The sequence below is a fragment of the Ruegeria sp. CJ6 genome, assembly GCF_056536665.1.
The window spans coordinates 391016-414020 of sequence record NZ_JBQFQB010000003.1; the positions used below are offsets into that span (position 1 = coordinate 391016).

The 23005-nt window shown below is 57.7% G+C and carries 20 protein-coding genes; 11 read left to right on the forward strand and 9 right to left on the reverse strand.

Features of this window, described 5'->3' with window-relative positions:
- Positions 1 to 251 precede the first annotated feature (251 nt).
- Both ACR0BT_RS11620 and ACR0BT_RS11625 read right to left on the reverse strand, forming a co-directional pair.
- A complete protein-coding gene (locus tag ACR0BT_RS11620) occupies positions 252 to 701 on the reverse strand; it encodes a c-type cytochrome (protein ID WP_480763183.1) in 450 nt (149 codons plus the stop codon).
- A 69-nt stretch (positions 702 to 770) separates the two neighbouring features.
- Positions 771 to 1361, reverse strand: a complete 591-nt coding sequence (locus tag ACR0BT_RS11625) for a L,D-transpeptidase (protein ID WP_480763184.1) — start codon at positions 1359 to 1361, stop codon at positions 771 to 773.
- 15 nt (positions 1362 to 1376) lie between these two features.
- Between ACR0BT_RS11625 and ACR0BT_RS11630 the strand changes: the two genes are divergently transcribed.
- Entirely contained in the window at positions 1377 to 1652 is a 276-nt protein-coding gene (locus tag ACR0BT_RS11630; RefSeq protein WP_480763185.1) for a hypothetical protein, read from the forward strand.
- Positions 1653 to 2136: 484 nt separating this feature from the next.
- Complete coding sequence (locus ACR0BT_RS11635; protein ID WP_255612146.1) at positions 2137 to 2343, forward strand: helix-turn-helix domain-containing protein; 207 nt, start codon at positions 2137 to 2139, stop codon at positions 2341 to 2343.
- Positions 2344 to 2646: 303 nt separating this feature from the next.
- On the opposite strand, the gene ACR0BT_RS11640 is transcribed toward ACR0BT_RS11635, so the two are convergent.
- The gene (locus ACR0BT_RS11640; protein ID WP_480763186.1) at positions 2647 to 4929 is read right to left on the reverse strand and encodes an adenosylcobalamin-dependent ribonucleoside-diphosphate reductase; all 2283 of its coding nucleotides are present in this window, start codon (positions 4927 to 4929) and stop codon (positions 2647 to 2649) included.
- A 129-nt stretch (positions 4930 to 5058) separates the two neighbouring features.
- Here ACR0BT_RS11640 and ACR0BT_RS11645 point away from each other — a divergent pair, with 129 nt between their 5' ends.
- A complete protein-coding gene (locus ACR0BT_RS11645; RefSeq protein ID WP_170392480.1) occupies positions 5059 to 5490 on the forward strand; it encodes a DUF1489 family protein in 432 nt (143 codons plus the stop codon).
- On the opposite strand, the gene hisG is transcribed toward ACR0BT_RS11645, so the two are convergent.
- The 3 genes from hisG to hisS are packed head-to-tail and all read right to left on the reverse strand — an operon-like array spanning position 5487 to position 8752.
- Positions 5487 to 6176, reverse strand: coding sequence for an ATP phosphoribosyltransferase (gene hisG, locus ACR0BT_RS11650; RefSeq protein WP_480763187.1), 690 nt, complete (start codon positions 6174 to 6176; stop codon positions 5487 to 5489). The genes ACR0BT_RS11645 and hisG overlap by 4 nt on opposite strands.
- A complete protein-coding gene (locus ACR0BT_RS11655; RefSeq protein WP_480567388.1) occupies positions 6173 to 7261 on the reverse strand; it encodes an ATP phosphoribosyltransferase regulatory subunit in 1089 nt (362 codons plus the stop codon). Before ACR0BT_RS11655 ends, hisG begins: the two co-directional genes overlap by 4 nt.
- Positions 7262 to 7264: 3 nt before the next feature.
- Positions 7265 to 8752 carry a histidine--tRNA ligase gene (gene hisS, locus ACR0BT_RS11660; RefSeq protein WP_480763189.1) on the reverse strand — a complete coding sequence of 496 codons (1488 nt, stop codon included), beginning with the start codon at positions 8750 to 8752 and terminating at the stop codon, positions 7265 to 7267.
- Between the two features lie 125 nt (positions 8753 to 8877).
- On the opposite strand from hisS, the gene ACR0BT_RS11665 reads away from it, so the two are divergent.
- Complete coding sequence (locus ACR0BT_RS11665; RefSeq protein ID WP_170392484.1) at positions 8878 to 9072, forward strand: SlyX family protein; 195 nt, start codon at positions 8878 to 8880, stop codon at positions 9070 to 9072.
- A 4-nt stretch (positions 9073 to 9076) separates the two neighbouring features.
- Here the strand turns inward: ACR0BT_RS11665 and ACR0BT_RS11670 are convergent, their stop codons facing one another.
- From ACR0BT_RS11670 to dnaE, 3 genes are all read right to left on the reverse strand, one after another.
- The gene (locus ACR0BT_RS11670; RefSeq protein ID WP_170420521.1) at positions 9077 to 9445 is read right to left on the reverse strand and encodes a hypothetical protein; all 369 of its coding nucleotides are present in this window, start codon (positions 9443 to 9445) and stop codon (positions 9077 to 9079) included.
- Positions 9446 to 9450: 5 nt separating this feature from the next.
- Positions 9451 to 9663 carry a YMGG-like glycine zipper-containing protein gene (locus ACR0BT_RS11675; RefSeq protein ID WP_170392486.1) on the reverse strand — a complete coding sequence of 71 codons (213 nt, stop codon included), beginning with the start codon at positions 9661 to 9663 and terminating at the stop codon, positions 9451 to 9453.
- 86 nt (positions 9664 to 9749) lie between these two features.
- On the reverse strand, positions 9750 to 13250 hold the full coding sequence (dnaE, locus tag ACR0BT_RS11680; protein WP_480763190.1) for a DNA polymerase III subunit alpha: 3501 nt from the start codon (positions 13248 to 13250) through the stop codon (positions 9750 to 9752).
- A 342-nt stretch (positions 13251 to 13592) separates the two neighbouring features.
- Between dnaE and xdhA the strand changes: the two genes are divergently transcribed.
- The 7 genes from xdhA to ACR0BT_RS11715 are packed head-to-tail and all read left to right on the forward strand — an operon-like array spanning position 13593 to position 22953.
- A complete protein-coding gene (gene xdhA, locus ACR0BT_RS11685) occupies positions 13593 to 14954 on the forward strand; it encodes a xanthine dehydrogenase small subunit (RefSeq protein ID WP_170420515.1) in 1362 nt (453 codons plus the stop codon).
- Complete coding sequence (xdhB, locus tag ACR0BT_RS11690) at positions 14951 to 17353, forward strand: xanthine dehydrogenase molybdopterin binding subunit (RefSeq protein ID WP_480592817.1); 2403 nt, start codon at positions 14951 to 14953, stop codon at positions 17351 to 17353. The genes xdhA and xdhB overlap by 4 nt, the downstream gene beginning before the upstream one ends.
- A complete protein-coding gene (xdhC, locus tag ACR0BT_RS11695; protein ID WP_170646625.1) occupies positions 17353 to 18288 on the forward strand; it encodes a xanthine dehydrogenase accessory protein XdhC in 936 nt (311 codons plus the stop codon). The genes xdhB and xdhC overlap by 1 nt, the downstream gene beginning before the upstream one ends.
- Positions 18285 to 19802: an ABC transporter ATP-binding protein gene (locus tag ACR0BT_RS11700; RefSeq protein WP_480763191.1), complete on the forward strand. Its 1518-nt coding sequence runs from the start codon at positions 18285 to 18287 to the stop codon at positions 19800 to 19802. The genes xdhC and ACR0BT_RS11700 overlap by 4 nt, the downstream gene beginning before the upstream one ends.
- Before the next feature lie 38 nt (positions 19803 to 19840).
- A complete protein-coding gene (locus ACR0BT_RS11705) occupies positions 19841 to 20923 on the forward strand; it encodes an ABC transporter permease (RefSeq protein WP_170392492.1) in 1083 nt (360 codons plus the stop codon).
- A gap of 1 nt (position 20924) precedes the next feature.
- Entirely contained in the window at positions 20925 to 21845 is a 921-nt protein-coding gene (locus ACR0BT_RS11710) for an ABC transporter permease (protein WP_170392493.1), read from the forward strand.
- Between the two features lie 34 nt (positions 21846 to 21879).
- Positions 21880 to 22953, forward strand: a complete 1074-nt coding sequence (locus tag ACR0BT_RS11715; RefSeq protein WP_480763192.1) for a BMP family ABC transporter substrate-binding protein — start codon at positions 21880 to 21882, stop codon at positions 22951 to 22953.
- Positions 22954 to 23005: the final 52 nt, after the last annotated feature.

The window sequence follows — 23005 nt, forward strand, 5'->3', positions numbered from 1 at the left end:
GCCTTGGGGACCAGGCGGTGTTGGACCCATCAAAAATAGTCCAACAGCGTTGCAGATCGCTCCGCCATGACAATGCCCGGGATGACCCTGCTTGACATGTTCGACGTCCGCAGAGTCGGTTTGGTCAATCACATGCTGTGAATCACCGCCATGTGCATGAGCAGAATCGGCCGTCACAAGTAGCCCGCCAATAGCCAGCGCAATTGACAGGATGGAGTAACGAATTGCTGTGCCCACTCGACTCGTCACCTTCAGAAAATCCCGTTTTCTTGCTGCAACTCTCTTATGTACGCCACGATGCCCTTCACATCCGCGCGGGTCAAACCATCGACCGGCGGCATGTTACCGAACTTCCAATGGTGTGCCCGAACACCATTCTGGACGGCCACGTAAAATGCCTCGTCCGAATGGTGGCTTGGTTCATAGATTTTATGCACCAATGGTGGTGCAAGGCCCTCCAGACCAGTTGCATTCCCGCCATGGCACGCCGAGCATTTTGCGTCGAATGCCACTTTGCCGACGGCCGCAAATTCGCTTAGCTGGTCCGGTAGATTGACGTTTTGGATTGGATCTCCCGACGCCAGCGTCGACGTATCAGGTGCCGTCATCGAATGGCCAGCTGGTTGCTGATTTAGATTGTAGACGATTGCGACGGCACCTGCGATCGCCACACCGCCTATCATGAGTGTAAGTTTATCCATTTTACTATTTCACGTCGTTGTCAGTTACCGAGCTTAAGCACCTGTCCAGAAAAGCCGACTTGACCATGGTCAGATCAGTTTTACCTGCGTGCCCACGGTGGCCAGTTCGAACAAGTCCGCGATCTGCTCATTGTACAAGCCGATGCAGCCATTCGAGGATCTTCTTCCGATCTTGCGTGTGTCGTTGGTGCCGTGGATCCGGTAGTATTGCCAGCTCAAATAAAGTGCGTGTGTCCCCAGAGGATTCTCCGGACCCGGGCCCACATAGTCGGGCCAAGCGGGGTTGCGCTTTTTCATTTCTGGTGTCGGTCGCCAAGATGGCCCCTCAACCTTGCGAGTTACTGTGGTGTAGCCCAGCCTTGTAAGGTCTTCCGTCAGCGGCACGCTGGTTGGATACATCCGATAGACGCTCTCGTCTTCTGACCAATATTGCAGGACCTTGGACTGTGTATCGGACAGGATCACACCATTCTTAAGCGTATCAAAGTGATCCTGCCATTTAGCAACGCGGAATGAAGAAACATTGCGGCGCGTCCTCTCGGTTGTCATCGATTGGGCCCAAACGGCCGGTGCTGGAAAAAGAGTTGTCGCAGCAAACGCGGCAATCACTCCGCGTCGCGTAACAGCCTTTCTATCCCTGTTCGGTTTCATGCCTGCCATCCCAAACGTGTATTCTTGCTTTACGACTCATTTGGGCTGTATGCCCGGTTCCCGCGCTGGAAGGTCAACAAACAACAGGTTTTGCGTAAGGGATATTTCATCTGGAATGCCGCCGCCGTGGGCACATGGGGCGGAATCAAAGGTGGCTTCAGATCGTCAAGCTATTGTGAAAATCCAACTTTTCTTAGACATAATGCCAGTTCGCTTTCAGAAAGAGCTTTGTTTTCTGCACCGATCAAACACAATAAAAGCAACGTTAACAATCGCTTAAATTCTGGTGAATTGATTTGATCAGCTGCCGGTGCGAAGGTATCAGATACTAAGAATGACAATCATGCTGGTCGAAGCACGATTCTCGTAGGAACTTGGGGACAGCAACCGCTGGGTAAATTCGTATCGAAATTCGCGCCGCATGAACTACGCACAATCAGAGTCTCCACTTCATTGGCAAGTGGTTGATCGAAGTGCGCTAATAACGCTTCCATTGCTTCGTCAGTGGTCCTACCGGGCGCTACGCAAAGGATTTAGTAGATAGGCTCCAAGTGCTCATATTCGTCTGAAGTTAGTGTGAGTGGCTCTCGGGCAAACGCAAAACAGGGGAAAAAAGCTGCGTTGATTATATGTTTAGCAATTTTCATCATCCGCTCTTAGATATTCAATCTGACTTTCTAAACACTCTGAAAATGAGATTAGGAAATGTCCGAAGCATTAAACGGACACCAAAGCGGCCAAATCTCTCCGCTCGTCAGGGCATCTCGCGCTGATCTCCGCGCCTATCGCCGCCGACAAAGCCCAACGATACTCGCGGGCGAAGCTCGCCAAGAAGTTAAAGTGTCATCCGTTATTTATTGCCAGGATTGAGATCGGCCAAAGGCGCATAGATGTGCCAGAACTTGTTATACTATCGCGCGCACTTAGCATTCCCCCGGAGCAGTTCTTAAAATTTGTCGCAGACGCAATGCCACTCGACGAGCGAGTTTAGGGTGCTGCTCTATTAAACGTTCAAGGTTTGAACCTGCACCTGACGCTTGAAGAACTAAAAAGTACTCCAAAGCAAATGTTTGGAACAAATGCCATGCATCAAGTCGCACAGAGAAGCCGAAGCAACTCGCCAAAGGTGCTTCGGTCGACAAGGCCAGTAAATTTCCTTCAGACAAGAAACGTAAAAAAACTAGCGCTTCTTAGGTTCCGTCAGCAGGTCGGCAGATCGCAGTTAGAGGTCATTTGGTGACAATAATGGCGGTGTCGCCTGAAGCACCACAACATCAAGTCCTCTTCCGCCAAATCAGCCACACTTAGAATGACCGCAGCTGCGGCAGGTCATGCAGCCTTCGATCATCACCATGTCGAACTGACCACAGGATGGGCAAGTCTTGCCACGCGGGGCGTCCATGTTGACTACCTGCGCCTGAGGATCGGACTTCAGGCCCATGCCTTCGCCCTCAAGGAAGCCGATATTGACCATGTGTTGCTCGATCACGCCGCCAATCGCGGCCAGGATGGACGGAATGTACTTGCCTTTAACCCAGGCCCCGCCTCGCGGGTCGAACACAGCTTTCAGTTCCTCGACCACAAAGGACACATCGCCACCGCGTCGGAACACGGCCGATATCATCCGGGTCAAAGCCAGCGTCCAAGCATAATGCTCCATATTCTTCGAGTTAATGAACACCTCGAAGGGGCGACGGCGTCCGCCAATGACGATATCGTTGATTGTCAGATAAATTGCGTGCTCGCTGTCCGGCCATTTCAGCTTGTAAGTCGACCCTTCAAGCGATTGTGGGCGATCCAGCGGTTCGGACATATAAACGACCTCGCCCCCGTCAACCTCATGCGGGGCATCCGCGCTTTCACCTGGCGCTTTGTCGTCGCTTTCCGATACGCTCAGAACCGAGCCGGTCACATCGTTTGGCCTATAGGTAGTGCAGCCTTTGCATCCCTGATCCCAGGCCTGAATATAGACGTCTTTGAAGGCGTCAAAGCTGATATCTTCGGGACAGTTGATCGTCTTCGATATCGAACTATCGATCCACTTTTGCGCCGCCGCCTGCATTTTTACGTGATGGGACGGGCTTAGTGTTTGCGCATTCACGAAATACTTGGGCAATTCGGCGTCGCCAAACTTGTCGCGCCACATCTGCACCGCATAGTCCACAACCTCTTCTTCGGTGCGCGAACCGTCCTTTTGCAGCACCTTGCGCGTGTAGGCATAGGCGAAAACCGGCTCGATCCCCGAAGACACGTTGCCCGCATACAGCGAAATCGTACCCGTCGGCGCGATCGAGGTCAGCAGCGCGTTGCGGATGCCGTGTTCGCGGATTGCGTCGCGCACATCGTCATCCATCAGTTGCATGGTGCCGCTGGCCAGATATTTCTCGGCGTCAAACAGTGGGAAAGCGCCCTTTTCCCTCGCCAAATCGACCGACGCCAGATACGCGGCGCGCGCGATTGCGTGCAACCAGCGTTCGGTCTGACGCGCCGCCTCGTCCGAGCCGTAGCGCAAACCCAACATCAACAGCGCATCGGCCAGACCAGTCACGCCCAGCCCGATACGGCGCTTGTCCTGCGCCTCGGCTTCTTGTTCGGCCAGCGGGAATTTCGACGCGTCCACCACGTTGTCCATCATGCGAACGGCGGTGGCCACCAGCTCTTGCAAGGCCTCCTCGTCCAGATGCGCGGCATCCTCGAACGGCTCGGCAACCAACCGTGCCAGATTGATCGAACCCAGCAGACAGGCACCATAAGGCGGTAGAGGTTGTTCTCCACACGGGTTGGTCGCCGAGATCGTCTCGACGTAATTCAGGTTGTTCGCCTGGTTGATCCGGTCGATAAAGATCACGCCCGGCTCGGCATAATCATAGGTGGCCTGCATGATCTTGTTCCAAAGATCCCGCGCCTGAACGGTGTGATAGACCTTTCCGTCAAATACCAGATCCCACGGTCCATCGGCCTTGACGGCCTCCATGAATGGATCGGTGACCAGAACCGACATGTTGAACATGCGCAAACGCGCCGGGTCGGATTTCGCGGTGATGAACTGTTCGATATCTGGATGGTCGCAGCGCATGGTCGCCATCATCGCACCACGACGCGAGCCTGCAGACATGATCGTGCGGCACATGGCGTCCCAGACGTCCATAAAGCTTAGCGGGCCCGAGGCATCCGCTGCGACCCCTTTCACATCGGCGCCGCGCGGACGGATGGTTGAGAAATCGTAACCGATCCCCCCGCCCTGCTGCATGGTCAGCGCGGCCTCTTTCAGCATGTCGAAGATACCGCCCATGCTGTCGGGGATCGTCCCCATCACAAAGCAGTTGAACAGGGTTACCTGTCGCGCGGTGCCCGCCCCGGCGGTGATGCGGCCAGCAGGAAGGTATTTGAAATCCTCTAGCGTCTCATAGAATTTTTCTTCCCAATGCGCCGGGTCTTCTTCTACACGCGCCAGATCACGAGCTATGCGCCGCCAGCTGTCCTCGACTGTCTGATCGATGGGCGTACCATCCGCCTGTTTAAAGCGGTATTTCATATCCCAGATCTGCTCGGCGATGGGGGCGGCAAAGCGGCTCATTGGTGATTCCCTGTGCTGAAAGAGGCATTCAGATTAGCCCAGATCACATCTAAACCACAACACCTTGATGACAAGCGCATGAGGGCTACAATATAGGGATCACCCTTGGGACGACTCTGTGGGAAAGCTGTGGATAAGTACGTAAACCTCATCAAACTTTCGGTTGGGTCAGAAAGCGTCGACACGCTGATGGCATGGCAAGACAGCCGCAAACCACTCTATGAGGACGGATACCCGCGCCACGTCACCCGCATGTGGCCCAAGCGCGACGCTGAAATTCTGAATGGCGGGTCGATCTATTGGGTGATCAAAGGTGTGGTCCAGTGCCGCCAGCGCATCCTGCGGCTGGATGAAGTCCGAGGCGAGGACGGCATCCGCCGCTGCGCCATCGTCCTGGACCCCGAGGTACACAGAACGCAGAACGCTCTGAAGCGTCCATTCCAGGGCTGGCGGTATCTCAAGCCTGAGGACACCCCTGCCGACTTGCCTAAAAATCGCGAGCAGGACGATGCCCTGCCCGACGATCTGAACCGCGCACTAGCGGAAATTGGGGTGCTTTAGGCCAACCTGTCCAGCAGCTCATTCAAAGCCGTCTTTTCAGCCGCATCGTATTTGGCCACGCGGCTGCGCCACAGCGTGGCCTGCGATTGCAGGATCAACCCATCCGACAGGATTTTCAGGTGGTTCGCCCGCAGTGTTTCCCCGGTCGAGGTGATATCGGCAATCGCCTCGGCTGTCTGATTCACCACCGTCCCCTCGGTTGCGCCCTGGCTGTCGACCAGCGTGTAATCGGCCACTCCCGCTTCGGTCAGGAATTCGCGGACCAGACGGTGGTACTTGGTAGCGATCCGCAGCCGATGGCCATGCGCCCTGCGAAAACCTGCCGCCGCCGCATCCAAATCATCCAGAGTGTCCACGTCGACCCAGCAGGCTGGGGTTGCGATGATAAGGTCCGCCTTGCCGAACCCCAAAGGTGCAACCTCTTCCACCTGCTGTTCCCAGCGCGGCAGCTTTTCATGCACAAGATCGATGCCGGTCACGCCCAAATGAATGCGTCCCGCCGCCAGCTCGCGCGGAATCTCCCCTGCAGACAATAGGATCAGCGAGACGCCACCAATCCCATCAACCTTGCCCGCGTATTCCCGGTCTGATCCGCTGCGCGACAGTGTAATGCCGCGCTTTTCAAACCATGCGAAGGTCTTGTCCATCAACCGGCCCTTCGAAGGCACACCGAGTTTCAGGCTCATTGTGCAGCCTCCTCGATTTCGAGCATCAGGTCCGGGCGGATCACGCCGCCAATTGCCGGAATCTCGGCTCCACCACCCAAATGCCTGGTCAGCGCATCATAGCGCCCACCGGTCGCAACCGGTGGTAGATCAGGGCGGCCTTCGGCATAAAAGCCGAATACAAACCCGTCGTAGTACTCCATCGAGGTCCTGCCATAAGACGCCTCAAAATCCAGTGTATCCACATCCACGCCCCGCGCTTGCAGGGCTGCGATACGAGCTTCCAAACGATCCAAAGCAGATGTGATCTGTGGCAGATCAACCGCAATGTCACGCAGTTGTTCCAGCGCGAAAGGCATGGTTTCTCGCACATTAAGCAGCGTCTCCAAACCGGCCAGTTCATTGTCCGAGATCGGCGACGCAGCGCGGTCTTCGCGCAGAGCATCAATCCGTTCGAGAATTTCGGGTGTGCGGCGCTTGCCTATCATGGGCACGTCAATCGCCAATGGGTCGACCGCGTCAAGCAGAGCATCGCGCCCCTCGAGACTAGCTTTGCGTCCGGCATATCGGTCCAGCAAAACGCGGAACCGGCGAGGCCGCCAGAGATGCCGCATCAGTGCAGCCTTACGACGACTAGTGGTCTTGAGACCCTCAACAGCGGCGATCAGAATACCGATATCACCTGTCGCTGCCCGCAAGGGCAGCCCGCGCAATTGCAGGGCAAATAACGAAAACACCTCGGCATCGGCTCCGGCGGGGTCTTCGCGATCAAATACTTCGTAGCCGACTTGGATATACTCATTAGCACGATCCGGATCGTGTTCCTGACGGCGGAACACTTCGCCGGAATAGGTGTATCTTGCTGGTTCAGCCCCGTCGGACATGTGCATCTGCACCACCGGCAGGGTGAAATCCGGGCGCAGCATCTGCTCACCCCGCAGCGCGTCCGAGGTTACGTAAGCACGGGCGCGGATATCTTCTCCATAGAGGTCCAGCAGCGTCCCGGCTGGCTGCAGCAGAGGCGTATCAACCACCTGCGCGCCCGCTGCCTCGAACCGGACACGCATCATGGCGGCGCGGGCCTGTATTTGGGAACGGTTCGGCATGGGTCAGTCCTGATTGTCCAGAATCTCGCGCACCTTAGCGACCAGATCGCCGCGGGGCACTTCGAACTGGCTGGGCCGTTCTTTCCATTCCTCAAGCGTGGCGCTTTCGGCAATCTTGGCGCCAAGAATCAGGTCCTTGATCTGCACGATCCCATTTGCCTTTTCGTCACCGCCTTCGATCACCGCAATTGGAGAGTTCCGCTTGTCCGCATATTTCAGTTGGTTGCCAAAGTTCTTGGGGTTGCCCAAGTAGACCTCGGCTCGGATACCGGCATTGCGCAGTTCTGCCACCATCGCCTGATAGTCCGCCATGCGATCGCGGTCCATCACGGTCACAACCACTGGGCCGGTGGCCTGCGCCGCGATCCGCCCCTTCTCACGCAAAGCGGCCAATAATCGGTCAACACCGATGGAGATGCCGGTCGCGGGTACTTCCTGTCCGGTAAACCGCTTGACCAGATCATCATAGCGACCACCACCCGAGACCGACCCGAATTGCCGCTTGCGGCCCTTCTCGTCGTATATTTCGAAGGTCAGTTCGGCCTCATAGACCGGCCCGGTGTAATAGCCGAGGCCACGCACGACCGAAGGATCAATCTCGATCCGGTCCGAACCATACCCGCCTGCATCCAGCAGCGCACCAATCTGCTCCAACTCAGCGATCCCGTCCGCACCGATCTTGCTGTCACCCACAGCGGCGCGCAGGTTGGCCAGCGTTCCGGCGGTATCTGCAGCTTTAGAAGTCAGGAAGGCAATCACCGGCTCGGCCTGATCACCGCTAAGACCAACACCATCGATAAAAGCGCCAGAGGCATCCAATCGGCCGTTGGTCAAAAGCTCACGCACACCAGCCTCGCCCACCTTGTCGAACTTGTCGATCGTGCGCAGAACGTTATCTCGGGCGGCGGCGTCTTCACCCAAACCCATCGCTTCGAGCACGCCATTCAGAACCTTACGGTTGTTGACCCGCACCAGATAGTCACCGCGCGGGATTCCAACGGTTTCCAGCGTGTCCGACAGCATGGCGCAAATCTCGGCATCCGCAGCCATTGAGGCCGTGCCCACCGTATCCGCATCGCACTGAAAAAACTGGCGATACCGCCCCGGCCCCGGCTTCTCGTTCCGCCAGACCGGACCCATCGCATAGCGGCGATAAGGCGTCGGCAGATCGTTGCGGTGCTGCGCATAGACACGGGCCAGAGGCGCAGTCAGGTCATAGCGCAGCGCCATCCAGTCGCCATTGCCGCCTTCGTCAAATTCCTGCCATGCGAACACGCCCTCGTTCGGGCGGTCCACGTCGGGCAGGAACTTGCCCAACGCCTCAACCGTTTCAACCGCGCTGCTTTCCAAGGCATCGAACCCGTAACGATGATACACACCCGCAATCGTCCGCAGCATCTCGGTGCGCTGCGTGACTTCCTCGCCGAAATAGTCACGGAACCCTTTCGGCGTTACGGCCTTGGGGCGGGGCTGTTTCTTGGGCTTGGCCATGTGGGGCGTCCTTGGGATTTAGTGTTCCGCGCGCGGTCTATCCCATGGTCTGTTTCGGGGCAAGGCGGGGTTTCTCTGGCCAGGGCGTCACAGGGTCGCTATGAGACGCCTATAAGGAGAGCCCCATGCAGCATCTGGAAGAGCAGATCGCCCATCTGACCCGCACGGTCGAAGAGCTGAACTCGGTCGTCACAAACCAACAGAACGAGATCGACCGCCTGACCCGCCGCGTCGAGATGCTGTTGCAACGCGAGGCGGAACGCGCGCAGGAAGGCTCAGGCGGCGTTGTGTTCGGCGACGAACGCCCGCCGCATTACTGAGGGGTTACAACCCCAGCGTCGACTTCACCGCGTTATCGACCACACCGCCCAGAAGGGCATTCTTGTCGGCGGCACAACCCTCTGACAGAGCAGCAATGAAGGCTTCGCGCAGTTGGGTCTTTTCCTCGTCAGTGGCCGCATGATCTTCGATATTGATCTGGCGGTTATAGAGTGACAGGGCCGTCATTTTTCCAACAACGGCCACGACAAATTCTTCGTCGCCATCAGCCTCCTCTGCGATCGACGCACATGTGTAGTGCATCACAGGCAAGGCATCCTGTACCATCTGCTCTGCTGAATCGTCAGCCAGCGCGAATGTGGGTACGACAAAGAGCGTGGCACAGAAAGTAGATTTTATGAGAATTGACTGCATCAGCTTCACTTCCAGTTATGTCCGATAATCGCACCGGCCACCCCACCGACCGCAGCCCCTTTACCATCGCCTACCAGCGCGCCAACGCCCGCGCCGACCAAGGCCCCGGTAAGAGTGTTTTTCTTCTTTTTGTCGTCTGCATGTACCGCAGTGGCCAATGCCAGTGAACATGCCGCGGCGAGTGTAAATATCCTGAAAACATTGCCTGAACTTGCCATTTCGGAACCCTCCTGTGAAATGACCTTTGAGGATGTTCACCCAGCCTAGCGGGGTCCATCGCGTGTGGCAACATTACGGTTCGGGATCAGATTTCTTCGATCTCCGATATCCCCTCGAGCGACTTCAGCGCGCCTTTGATTTCTGGGTTGATCGGAAATTCCCGGCCCAGATCCATCTCGACCTCGCCTGGCAGTCCGGGATCGAATAGACAAACATAAACAGGTCCCTTGGCCACCCTTTTGGCTGAAGCCTCTGCGCCTTCCAGTACCGTGGCCATGTTCGGCAAAACCTTCGAATCCTCGACAAACACACGCAAACCCGTCGCACCCGCATCGGCCACAACTGTATCAACCGGACCAACGGAACGGCCCAGCAGTTTCAGTTGATCGGCCTCCATGGTCGCTTCGGCCGTCAGTACCACCTGTGCGCCGGTTTCCAGAAACTCTCGGGATTTCTCCAGTGTTTCCGAGAATAACGTGACCTCGAATGCCCCAGTCGGATCAGAGAGCTGCGCAAAAGCAAACCGATTGCCACGCGCTGATTTCCTTTCCTGCCGACCTGCAACGACTCCGGCCATCTTAGCGATAAATGGTCCAGAGCGCGCCTTTTCAGTCACCTGGTCCAGTGTCAGCACCTGTTTGCGCTTCAGGGCCGGCATATAGTCATCCAGCGGATGGCCAGACAGGTAGAATCCGATGGCCTTGAATTCCTCGCTTAGGCGTTCGGCAGGTAGCCAATCAGGCGAAGGGGACAGACGCGGTTCGGGCAGGTCATCGCCTGCCTCGCCAAACAGGGAAACTTGGTTGGAATTCTTCTGCTCGTGAATCGCCGCCGAATACTGAACCAACGGATCAAGGCTTTCAAACACACGGCGACGATTTTTATCGAGCTCGTCAAAGGCACCGGCGCGAGCCAGCATCTCAAGCGGGCGTTTGCCGACCTTCTTCAGGTCAACACGGCGGGCGAAGTCGAACAGGTTTACGAAAGGCTTTTCGCCACGCCCCTCAACCACAAGATTCATTGCCTCGCCGCCTACGTTCTTGAGCGCGCCCAGCGCATAGACCAAATGCCCATCGGCCACATCAAAGGTCGCTTGGGATCGATTTACGCACGGCGGAACATAGGGCAGCTGCAGCCCCTTGCGGACTTCCTCAAAATAGATCGCGAGCTTGTCGGTCAGATGGATATCGCAGTTCATGACACCTGCCATGAACTCGACCGGGTGGTTCGCCTTTAGCCAGCCGGTTTGATAGCTGACCACCGCATAGGCGGCGGCGTGGGATTTGTTGAAGCCATAGTTGGCGAACTTGTCCAGCAGGTTCCAGACTTCGGTCGCCTTGGCCTCATCCACATTGTTTTCGGCAGCACCTTTGAGGAACTTGGGCCGCTCTGCATCCATCGCCTCCTGAATTTTCTTACCCATCGCGCGGCGCAGCAAGTCCGCGCCCCCAAGGCTGTAACCCGCCATTTCCTGCGCGATCTGCATCACCTGTTCCTGATAGACGATGATGCCCTGCGTCTCATCCAAGATATGGTCGATGGACGGGTGCAGCGTGTCGCGTTCGCTAAGCTTGTTCTTGACTTCGCAGAACTTGGGGATGTTCTCCATCGGGCCGGGTCGATAAAGCGCGACGAGGGCGATGATATCCTCGATACAATCCGGCTTCATCCGCTTGAGCGCATCCATCATGCCCGAGGATTCAACCTGGAACACCGCCACCGTCTTGGCCGCCGAATAGAGTTTGTACGTCGCCTCGTCATCCAGCGGGATGGCGTTGATCTGATTTATTGCCCCTTCGGCGGGTTCATAGAGTTCCGTGCCATCGGGAGCTATGTGAAGGTCACGGCCTGACTTAAAGATCAAATCCATCGCGTTCTGGATCACGGTCAGTGTTTTCAGACCCAGGAAATCGAACTTTACAAGCCCGGCCTGTTCAACCCATTTCATGTTGAATTGGGTCGCAGGCATGTCCGAGCGCGGGTCCTGATATATTGGAACCAGTGCATCCAGCGGCCGGTCTCCGATCACCACGCCGGCAGCGTGTGTCGAGGCGTTGCGCAGCAGCCCCTCGACTTGCTGGCCATATGTGAGCAGACGGTCCACGACCTCTTCATTGCGTGCCTCTTCCCGCAGGCGCGGCTCATCCTTCAGCGCCTTTTCGATGGAAACGGGTTTGACGCCTTCGACCGGGATCATCTTGGACAGGCGATCAACCTGTCCGTATGGCATCTGCAATACACGCCCAATATCGCGCACAGCCGCCTTCGACAGCAAGGCACCGAAGGTGATGATCTGCCCCACTTTGTCGCGCCCGTATTTCTGCTGCACGTAGCGGATAACCTCTTCACGGCGATCCATGCAGAAATCGATATCGAAGTCGGGCATAGAAACCCGCTCGGGGTTCAGAAACCGTTCAAACAAAAGCGAATACCGCAGCGGATCAAGGTCGGTAATCGTCAGCGCATAAGCCACCAGTGATCCCGCACCCGAGCCTCGCCCCGGACCCACCGGAATGTCATGATCCTTGGCCCATTGGATAAAGTCGGCAACGATCAGGAAATAGCCTGGGAAGCCCATCCCTTCGATGATGCCAAGTTCGAAATCCAGCCGTTCCTGATATTCTTCAGGTGTCACGGCGTGCGGGATCACGGCCAGACGTTTTTGCAGACCCTCGTTGGCGATGCGACGCAGTTCGGCGACCTCATCATCTGCAAACTTCGGCAGGATCGGGTCGCGGCGATAGGCCATGAAGGCGCAGCGTTGCGCGATTTCAACCGTATTCTCGACGGCTTCGGGCAGATCGGCGAACAGCGTCACCATCTCCTGCTGCGACTTGAAATAGTGCTGCGCGGTCAGACGTCGGCGACCGTCCTGCTGGTCGACATAAGCCCCCTCGGCGATACAGATCAGCGCGTCGTGGGCCTCGTACATGTCCGAAGTCGGAAAATAGACGTCATTGGTGGCCACCAGCGGCAGGTTCTTGTCATACGCCATCTCGACATGACCGCGCTCGGTCAAGCGCTCGGCCTCAGGTTGACCTCCTTCGCCAGGGTGACGCTGCAACTCAACATAAAGGCGATCCGGGAAAATCGCGGACAAACGATCCACCAAAGCCTCGGCAGCAGGGCGCTGACCTTGCTGTAACAGCAACCCTACGGGCCCGTCTGGACCGCCGGTTAAGCAGATCAAATCATCTGATCGTTCCGCCAATTCGTCCAAAGTGACCTGCGGCAACTGCCCGCTTTTGTCTACATACAGGCAGGAACTGAGCTTCATCAGATTCTCATATCCCACCTCGGATTGTGCCAGCAGCACCAGCGGCGCGGGTGCTTTGGGCTTTTCTCCCGGCTGCGCCTGAACGTAACTGAGATCGACCTGACAGCCCATGATCGGTTGCACACCTGCCCCGCTGGCGGTGACCGAAAACTCTAAGGCCGAGAACATTGAATTGGTATCCGTCACCGCGACGGCGGGCATCTCCATCTTCTGGCACAGGTCCGGCAGCTTCTTCAGCCGCACGGCGCCTTCCAGCAACGAATATTCAGTGTGAACGCGGAGGTGAATGAATCGGGGGGAACTGCTCATACAGGCTAAGCTATCTCAGCCAGCGATGTTGCAAAAGCGGGAACCGGCACCATCGAATGCCGAAAAAATCATCGGTGATTATTCGGCTTTTTCAGAAGGTGCTTCGGGCGTAGGAACGCACACCTTCCCAAAAAGTGTTTATTTTCAATTTATTAAATTTCACACATACACGACAATCATGGGCCGCTCGGGTGCAATGGTGTATCATATAGGCAGTTTTTCTTGCCAGATAAGGTGCGCTGTTTCTAACATCTGACGGCAAGCTACCGCCCGCCACTCTTTCTACGTCGCATCGAAGGAGGGCCGAACGGGCGCAACCGGGTAACGCGACGGGTTTCTCGAATGAACATCACGTTTCTTCTGAACGGAGAGACAGTGGAGCTGCCGGATGTCGATCCGACGGCCACCCTACTGGACTGGCTACGTGAAGATCGCGGTCTGACAGGCACCAAAGAAGGCTGCAACGAAGGCGATTGCGGCGCGTGCACGGTCATGGTGACGGACGAAGACGGCGCAAAAGCTCTGAACTCCTGCATCCTGTTCTTGCCCCAGCTGCATGGCAAAGCGGTCCGTACAGTCGAAGGGGCAAGCGGCCCGGATGGCGAAGCACATCCCGTTCAACAGGCAATGGTTGACTTGCACGGTTCGCAATGCGGTTTTTGCACTCCGGGTTTTGTCATGTCGATGGTCGCCAGCCATGCGACGGGCGCCACGGATCATGACACCCAGCTTGCCGGAAACCTGTGCCGCTGCACTGGCTATGCACCGATTATTCGCGCCGCGAAAGCGGTCGAGGACCGTCCCGTGCCAGTCTGGGTCAAAGACAAGCCACTCGCATCTTCTGCTGCGTCGCGCATGCTGCCTGAATCTTCCGATGAACTGGCAGCTGTATATGTTGAAAACCCGGATGCCACGCTGGTTGCCGGAGCAACAGATGTCGGCCTGTGGGTGACAAAGCAACTGCGCGACCTGGATCCAGTAATCTTCCTCAACCGTTGCGATGATCTCAAACAAATCACCATCACCGACGATGAAATTCGCTTTGGCGCAATGGTCGACATGAATCGGATGGGTGAGGCTCTGGCCGATCTTCACCCCTCTTACGCCGAAATGATCCGTCGCTATGCCAGTGTTCAGGTGCGCCATGCTGCAACGGTGGGCGGCAACATCGCCAATGGCTCGCCCATTGGTGACAACCCGCCTGCGCTGATTGCTCTGGACGCAACCCTTCATCTGCGCAAAGGCGACACCCGCCGGTCCGTTCCGCTGGAAGAGTTCTTTATCGACTATGGCAAACAGGACCGCGTTCCCGGTGAATTCGTCGAAGCTGTCAGTTTCCCCCGTCAGCTGGATCGCCTGAAGGCCTATAAACTCAGCAAGCGGTTCGATCAGGACATCTCGGCCGTCTGCGGGTGTTTCAACATCACCGTCTCGGGCGGCATCGTCACGCAGGCGCGCATCGCGTTCGGCGGCATGGCCGGCATCCCGAAACGGGCAACCCATGTCGAGGCCGCATTGGTCGGTAAACCTTGGGCGCGCGAGACGATTGACGCCGCGCTGCCTGCCTTTGCCGACGATTATTCACCACTCACGGACATGCGCGCCTCGGCCACCTATCGACTGGAAACCGCCAAAGCGATGCTCGAAAGATACTTCTTGGAAGATCAGGGCGAAGTGACCAATGTGCTGGAGGTATCGGCATGAGCGTGACCAAACCCCTCCCCCACGACGCAGCACCGCTGCACGTTTCAGGAACCGCGCGGTATGTGGACGATATCCCGACACCCAGGGACAGTTTGCATCTGGCTTTTGGCCTCAGCCCGATTGCCAAAGGCAAGATCACCGCAATGGACCTGTCTGCGGTGAAGGCTGCCGAGGGCGTCGTGATGGTTATGGCTGCGGATGATCTGCCCTTCGCCAACGACGTATCGCCTTCGATCCATGATGAACCGCTGCTGTCGGACGGAACAGTCCACTATATCGGCCAGCCGGTGTTTCTGGTCATCGCCACCAGCCATCTGGCCGCCCGCAAGGCCGCACGTCTGGGCAAGATCGACTATGCCGAGGAAACGCCAATCCTGACGGTCGAAGAGGCTCTGGCCGCCGACAGCCGGTTCGAGGACGGCCCGCGCGTTTACGCCAAGGGTGATGCAGATGCGGCTATCTCTGGCGCGACACACGTGATCGAAGGGTCTTTCGAACTTGGCGGGCAGGAACATTTCTATCTCGAAGGTCAGGCGGCGCTGGCCGTGCCGAATGAAGGCGCGGATATGCTAGTGCACAGCTCGACCCAGCACCCGACCGAGATCCAGCACAAGGTGGCGGACGCTTTGGGCGTTCCGATGCACGCGGTCCGCGTTGAAACCCGCCGTATGGGCGGAGGTTTTGGCGGCAAGGAAAGCCAGGGCAACGCTTTGGCTGTGGCTTGTGCTATAGCCGCACGTGCAACCGGCAAGGCCTGCAAGATGCGCTATGACCGCGACGATGACATGATCATCACCGGCAAACGCCACGCCTTCCGGATTTCCTACAAGGCTGGGTTCGATGAGAATGGCCACATTCAGGGCGTTTCGTTCTTACACCACGCCATCTGCGGTTGGGCGCAGGATCTGTCCCTGCCCGTCGCCGACCGCGCGATGCTGCATTCGGACAATGCCTATCTGTTGCCAAATGCACGGATCGAAAGCCACCGGCTGAAGACCAACACCCAATCCGCCACCGCTTATCGCGGCTTCGGCGGCCCGCAGGGCATGGTTGGCATCGAACGCGTGATGGACCACGCCGCGTATGAGCTGGGTCTGGACCCGGTGGAACTGCGCCGCCGAAACTATTACGAACCGGCCCATGCGATTGCCGAGATCACGCCGTCCGAGAAGCCTTTGGGTCATCCCGACCCGCATGAGGACCTAACAAGCCGCGGCGCGGTCGAAACCGGGGACGCCCCCGTGCGCCCTCTGCCCGCTGGCGGCAATACCACGCCCTACGGAATGGAGGTCAGCGATTTCGAATTACACGGGATGACTCAGGCGCTACTGAAATCCAGCGATTACGAAACGCGCAAGGCCGCTATTGCGAAATGGAACGCCGAGAACAGCGTGATCAAGAAGGGCATTGCCTTTTCTCCGGTCAAGTTCGGGATTTCCTTCACGCTGACCCACCTGAATCAGGCAGGCGCTTTGGTGCATGTGTATCAGGATGGCTCGGTCCATCTGAACCACGGCGGCACCGAGATGGGTCAGGGTCTGTTCCAGAAGGTGGCACAGGTGGCGGCTTCGCGCTTTGGCATCCCGCTGGAGATGGTCAAAATCACCGCCACGGATACGGCCAAGGTACCGAACACTTCGGCCACGGCAGCATCCTCGGGCAGTGACCTGAATGGTATGGCCGTGAAGGCGGCCTGCGATACGATCCGCGATCGAATGGCGGACTATCTGGCCGAGCGGCATCAGGCCGATCCGTCGACTGTAACCTTCTCTGATGGCCATGTTTCGGTTGGCGCAGAACGCTACACCTTCGCTGAAGCTGCGGCGCTGGTCTATCAGGGTCGGATCAGCCTGTCGGCGACCGGTTTCTACAAGACACCCAAGATCGAATGGGACCGGATCGCCGGACGAGGCCGTCCGTTCTTCTACTTCGCCTACGGAGCGTCGGTCACCGAAGTGGCCGTCGACACTCTGACTGGTGAGAACCGCATTCTGCGCACCGATATCCTGCATGATGCCGGTGCTTCGTTGAACCCGGCGTTGGATATCGGGCAGGTCGAAGGAGGTTATGTGCAAGGCGCGGGCTGGCTAACGACCGAGGAACTGGTCTGGGACGGCACGGGCAACCTGCGCACACACGCACCCTCGACCTATAAGATCCCCGCCTGCTCAGATCGACCCGACGTATTCAACGTCGCACTCTGGGATGCCGAAAACCGTGAGGACACGATCTATCGTTCGAAAGCGGTGGGCGAACCTCCGTTTATGCTCGGGATTTCTGCATGGCTGGCCCTGTCGAATGCGGTCGCGGCCTGTGGAGAGGTCTACCCCGCTCTTGATGCACCAGCCACGGCTGAAGAGGTTTGGCGCGGCGTCCAAAAGATGAAGGGAGGCATCTGATGGGATTTGACTTAGAGGCTTTGAGGGAGGCGGTCAAAACCCACGGAACAGTGGTCCGGGTGGTCATCGCCGGCATCAAAGGGTCGTCTCCACGTGAAGTGGGGGCCGCGATGCTAGTCTGGAAGGACGGGCAAAGTGGCACCATCGGTGGAGGCACGTTGGAGTATCAGGCAGCCGAAGCTGCGCGATCCCAAACCACCGCCACCCGACTAACGCATCACGCTCTTGGCCCCGACATGGGGCAATGCTGCGGCGGTGCAGTTTCATTGCTGAGTGAAGTATTTGATCATGAAGCGCTGAATGCACTGGACGATACCGTCATCGCGCGTTCGGCCTCGGGCGGAGAGATGCCGCTATCGGTCAAACGTCGGCTGGCGGCAGCGCGAGGACAGGGTGTCGCGCCCGAGCCCCAACTGATCGAAGGTTGGATGGTCGAACCCGTTCACAAACCGACGCGTAATCTGTGGATCTGGGGCGCAGGCCATGTAGGCCGGGCGCTGGTGGACGTTTTGTCCCCCCTACCCGATCTGGCAATCACCTGGGTCGATACCGGACCCGAGCGGTTTCCCGATGTGGTTCCAACCGGTGTAACCCCGGTTCCGACCGCAAAACCCGCCGAGCTGGTTCGCCACGCGCCAACCGATGCCGAGCATCTGGTGCTGACCTATTCGCACAATCTGGATCTGGAACTGTGCAACCGGCTGCTTTCGCACAATTTCCTCTTTGCGGGGCTTATCGGCTCGGCTACGAAATGGGCGCGATTCCGGTCGCGACTTGCAGCCCTTGGACATCCGCCCGAGCGGATCAGCCGGATCACCTGTCCGATCGGCGATCCGGGCTTGGGCAAACACCCGCAGATGATCGCCGTTGGGGTGGCAGCGCAACTGTTACGCCCCGCCCGACAGAACGAATTGAAGAAGGACCTGAGCGCGTGACCACTCCACTTCTGAGCTTGCAAGGGCTGACCAAAGCCTATCCCGGCGTCGTGGCCAATGATCAGGTGTCCTTTGACATCGGTGAAGGCGAAGTTCACGCGCTGCTGGGCGAGAACGGCGCAGGCAAATCCACGCTTGTCAAAATGATCTATGGGCTGGTGAAGCCCGACAGCGGCTCAATGCTGCTGCGGGGGCAGTCCTATGCACCGCCTGAACCGCGCGCCGCCCGTGCGGACGGGATCGCGATGGTGTTCCAGCATTTTTCGCTATTCGATGCGTTGAACGTCGCCGAGAATATCGCTCTGGGGATGGAGAACCCGCCCCCAATGGGTGATCTGGCCTCGCGTATCCGCGAAGTATCCGAAACCTACGGCCTGCCCTTGGACCCCTTCCGCACGGTTGGCGATCTGTCTGCAGGTGAGCGTCAGCGGGTCGAAATCATCCGCTGCTTATTGCAGGACCCGAAGTTGCTGATCATGGACGAGCCGACCTCGGTTCTGACGCCGCAAGAGGTTGAAATCCTTTTCGAAACGCTGAACAAATTGCGCTCGGAAGGGACATCGATCCTGTATATCTCGCACAAGCTGGAAGAGATTCGAACGCTATGCGACCACGCCACGATTCTGCGGCTGGGTAAGAATGTGGGCGAATGTGTACCAGCTGAAACCTCAGCGCGCGATATGGCTGAGATGATGGTGGGCTCGACCCTGCAGACACCTGAACGTTCCGGCCGGGAGTTCGGTGACGTTGCGCTGGATGTCAGCGGATTGTCAGTGCCGTCGCCGTCGGAATTCGGAACCGCGCTTCGCAACGTCCACATGACCGTCCGCAAGGGCGAGGTTCTGGGGATCGGGGGTGTCGCGGGGAACGGTCAGGATGAATTGCTGGGTGTGCTTTCTGGCGAAATTCCGACCACCGCAGATGCGATCAAATTCAGCGGTCAACCCATCGGCAAACTCGGCCCGACCGCGCGGCGTAAGCTGGGCGTGTTGACCGCGCCCGAAGAACGGCTGGGCCACGCGGCTGCCCCTGATATGAGCCTGACCGAAAACGCTCTGCTGACTGGGTCGGTCCGCGAGGGGCTAGAGAATAACGGCTTTCTGAAGTGGTCCGAGACCAAGAGCTTTGCCGAAAAGATCATTAGCGCCTTTGACGTGCGTACGCCGGGTCCTGAAAATGCCGCCCGGTCGCTGTCGGGCGGGAACCTGCAGAAGTTCGTGATTGGTCGCGAAGTGCTGCAAAACCCGGATGTTCTGGTCGTGAACCAGCCGACTTGGGGCGTGGATGCAGCGGCGGCGGCCTCGATCCGGCAGGCCATTCTGGATCTGGCGGCCAAGGGAACTGCGGTCATCTGTATCTCGCAAGACCTCGATGAACTGATGGAAATCTCAGACAGCTTTGCCGCCTTGAACGAAGGACGACTAAGCGCCCCGCGTGAAACTACGGGTCTGACGGTCGATGAGATCGGCCTGATGATGGGCGGCGCGCATGGCATGGAGGTGGCCCATGTCTAAACAATTACAAGAAAAGAGAAACGCGGGGGTATGAGCAAATGATTGTGTTGGAGAAACGGCCTCAGCCGTCCAAGGCGTGGTCTTATGCCACCCCTCTGGTCGCGGTCCTGGCGACGATGGTTTTTGGTGGCATACTGTTCGCCATTCTGGGCAAAAACCCGGTCGAGGCTATTGGAACCATTTTCTGGGAACCCCTGTTTGGCGAGTTCGCCTTCTATTATCGGCCGCAATTGCTGGTTAAGGGCGCGCCCCTGGTTTTGATCGCCATCGGCCTGTCTTTAGGCTTCCGCGCCGGTATCTGGAATATCGGGGCCGAGGGTCAGTACATTATGGGGGCCATTTTCGGTGCGGGCGCTGGTCTGGCATTCTATCCGCTGGATGCATTCTACATCTTTCCGATCATGGTGATTGCAGGCGCGTTTGGCGGCTGGCTATGGGCAATGATCCCAGCCTTCCTAAAAGTGCGCTTCGGTACCAATGAAATCCTTGTGTCGCTGATGTTGGTCTATGTGGCCGAACAGATGCTGGCCTCGGTCTCGCTAGGCCTGCTGAAGAATCCCGAAGGGTTCGGCTTTCCGGGTTCGCGCAATCTGCAATCCTACGACAGCGCGTATAATGCCGAGCTGATTGCGGGTTCAGGCATGCACTGGGGCGTAGTCACTGCCCTGATCGCTGTTATCTTTGCATATGTCTTGCTGAACCGGCACATGCTGGGCTTCCACATCCGCCTGACAGGTGAGGCCCCGCGTGCGGCGAAGTTCGCCGGTGTAAACCCTGCCCGCCTGATCCTGTTCTGTTTGGGTCTGGCCGGCGCGCTGGCCGGTCTTGCGGGGATGTTCGAAGTCTCGGGCCCTGCTGGCGTGGTCAGCATCGATTTCAACGTCGGTTACGGCTTTACCGCGATCATCGTGGCTTTCCTTGGCCGTTTGCATCCGGTAGGCATCCTGCTGGCCGGAGGTCTGATGGCGTTGACTTATATTGGTGGTGAAATCGCCCAATCTCAGCTGGGTCTGCCCGCCGCAGCCATTCAGGTATTCCAGGGGATGCTTCTGTTCTTCCTGCTGGCATTTGATCTTCTGACAAACTACCGCATTCGTGCGGCCCGTAGCGAGGTAGCGTAATATGGACCTTGGTGAAATTAACCCCGTCCTTCTGGTCGCCTCGCTAATGGTGGCCGCAACCCCACTTTTGTTGGCCGCAATCGGAGAATTGGTGGTCGAAAAAGCAGGCGTCCTGAACCTCGGTGTCGAGGGCATGATGATCGTGGGCGCAATCAGCGGCTTCGCAATCTCGGTTGAGACCGGTTCGCCCTGGCTGGGCTTTATTGCGGCAGCAATCGGTGGCGCGGTGCTATCGCTGTTGTTTGTGCTGCTGACGCAGGTGGCGCTGGCCAATCAAGTTGCCAGCGGCCTGGCCCTAACACTGTTCGGCCTCGGGTTCAGCGCGCTGATGGGGCAGAGCTACGTAGGAATCAAGCCGCCCAGCATGGGTGAAATCCATATCCCTGTGATCAGCGATATCCCTGTTATTGGACCAATCCTGTTTCAGCACGACCCGATCCTCTACGTCGGAATTGCCCTGACGGCCGCCGTCTGGGCCACGCTGAAATACACACGCATCGGCCTGATATTGCGCGCCGTTGGCGAAAACCACGATGCGGCGCATGCGCTGGGCTACAAGGTCATCAAGATTCGCATCATGGCGATCCTGTTTGGTGGTGCTTGCGCTGGCTTGGGCGGCGCCTACATCAGCCTGATCCGCGTGCCGCAGTGGACCGAGGGCATGACTGCCGGTGTCGGCTGGATTGCCTTGGCGCTGGTGGTTTTTGCCAGCTGGAAACCATGGCGTGTCTTGCTGGGCGCCTATTTGTTCGGCGGCATCACTGTGTTGCAGCTTAATTTGCAGGCAGCGGGCGTTGCCATTCCTGTCGAGTATCTGGCAATGTCGCCCTACATCATCACGATCCTTGTGCTTGTGATCCTTTCGGCCGACAAGAGCAGCGCACCTGCCGCATTGGGCCGGACCTTCCATGCCTCGCACTAGGCGAGGCCAACTGAACCAACTTGGGGAGTAACACATGAAATTCACTACACTTTTGGCAAGCGCCACAATGGCGCTGGGTCTGGCCTCGGGGGCCATGGCCCAAGACAAGACCAAAGTCGGCTTCGTCTATGTCGGCCCAGTGGGCGATGGCGGCTGGACCTATGAGCACAACAAGGGCCGTCTGGCCGTGGAAGAGCACTTTGGCGACAAGGTTGAAACCGTGTTCGTCGAGTCGGTGCCTGAGGGCCCAGATGCAGAACGCGTGATGACCCAGATGGCACTGGAAGGCGCGGACCTGATCTTCACCACCTCGTTCGGCTACATGGATCCGACCATCAATGTCGCGAAGAAATTCCCGGATGTGAAATTCGAGCACGCAACCGGCTACAAGACCGCCGACAACGTCTCGGTCTACTCGGCCCGTTTTTATGAAGGTCGCGCAGTCCAAGGCCACATCGCCGGTAAAATGACGGAATCGAATATCATCGGCTACATCGGGTCCTACCCGATCCCTGAAGTGATCCGCGGCATCAACTCGGCATACATCCACGCCAAGAAGGTGAATCCGGATGTCGAGTTCAAGATCGTCTGGGCTTACACTTGGTTCGATCCTGCGAAAGAAGCTGACGCCGCCACAGTTTTGATCGAACAGGGCGCGGACGTGATCCTGCAGCACACTGACTCGACTGCACCGCAGGCAGCCGCGCAAGAGGCAGGAAACGTTGTCACCTTTGGCCAGGCCTCCGACATGAGCGAATACGCACCCTTCCCACGTGTGTCTTCAATCATCGACGATTGGGCTCCCTATTACATCGCGCGGACCCAGGCCGTTATGGACGGAACATGGGAAAGTGCCAACACATGGGATGGCATCCGGGAAGGCATGGTAGCAATTGGTGAGATTTCGGACGCCGTTCCGGCTGATGTTAAAGAAGAAGCACTGGCGCTGAAAGCCGCGATGGCAGCCGGTGAATACCACCCCTTTACTGGCCCGCTGAAAAAGCAGGACGGCAGTGACTGGCTGGCCGAAGGCGAGACCGCCGATGACGGTACGCTGGCGGGCATGAATTTCTACGTTGAGGGGCTGGAAGGCGAAATTCCGCAGTAGAATTTGATCCGGAAACTAACAACAAGGCCCGCATGTTTTTGCGGGCCTTTTT

Bases quoted from the DNA above. Each gene is read 5' to 3' on its own strand.
- ACR0BT_RS11620 (WP_480763183.1), bottom strand. From the start codon at position 701: ATGGATAAACTTACACTCATGATAGGCGGTGTGGCGATCGCAGGTGCC.
- ACR0BT_RS11625 (WP_480763184.1), bottom strand. From the start codon at position 1,361: ATGGCAGGCATGAAACCGAACAGGGATAGAAAGGCTGTTACGCGACGC.
- ACR0BT_RS11640 (WP_480763186.1), bottom strand. From the start codon at position 4,929: ATGAGCCGCTTTGCCGCCCCCATCGCCGAGCAGATCTGGGATATGAAA.
- hisG (WP_480763187.1), bottom strand. From the start codon at position 6,176: ATGAGCCTGAAACTCGGTGTGCCTTCGAAGGGCCGGTTGATGGACAAG.
- ACR0BT_RS11655 (WP_480567388.1), bottom strand. From the start codon at position 7,261: ATGCCGAACCGTTCCCAAATACAGGCCCGCGCCGCCATGATGCGTGTC.
- hisS (WP_480763189.1), bottom strand. From the start codon at position 8,752: ATGGCCAAGCCCAAGAAACAGCCCCGCCCCAAGGCCGTAACGCCGAAA.
- ACR0BT_RS11665 (WP_170392484.1), top strand. From the start codon at position 8,878: ATGCAGCATCTGGAAGAGCAGATCGCCCATCTGACCCGCACGGTCGAA.
- ACR0BT_RS11670 (WP_170420521.1), bottom strand. From the start codon at position 9,445: ATGCAGTCAATTCTCATAAAATCTACTTTCTGTGCCACGCTCTTTGTC.
- ACR0BT_RS11675 (WP_170392486.1), bottom strand. From the start codon at position 9,663: ATGGCAAGTTCAGGCAATGTTTTCAGGATATTTACACTCGCCGCGGCA.
- dnaE (WP_480763190.1), bottom strand. From the start codon at position 13,250: ATGAGCAGTTCCCCCCGATTCATTCACCTCCGCGTTCACACTGAATAT.
- xdhA (WP_170420515.1), top strand. From the start codon at position 13,593: ATGAACATCACGTTTCTTCTGAACGGAGAGACAGTGGAGCTGCCGGAT.
- xdhB (WP_480592817.1), top strand. From the start codon at position 14,951: ATGAGCGTGACCAAACCCCTCCCCCACGACGCAGCACCGCTGCACGTT.
- xdhC (WP_170646625.1), top strand. From the start codon at position 17,353: ATGGGATTTGACTTAGAGGCTTTGAGGGAGGCGGTCAAAACCCACGGA.
- ACR0BT_RS11705 (WP_170392492.1), top strand. From the start codon at position 19,841: ATGATTGTGTTGGAGAAACGGCCTCAGCCGTCCAAGGCGTGGTCTTAT.
- ACR0BT_RS11710 (WP_170392493.1), top strand. From the start codon at position 20,925: ATGGACCTTGGTGAAATTAACCCCGTCCTTCTGGTCGCCTCGCTAATG.
- ACR0BT_RS11715 (WP_480763192.1), top strand. From the start codon at position 21,880: ATGAAATTCACTACACTTTTGGCAAGCGCCACAATGGCGCTGGGTCTG.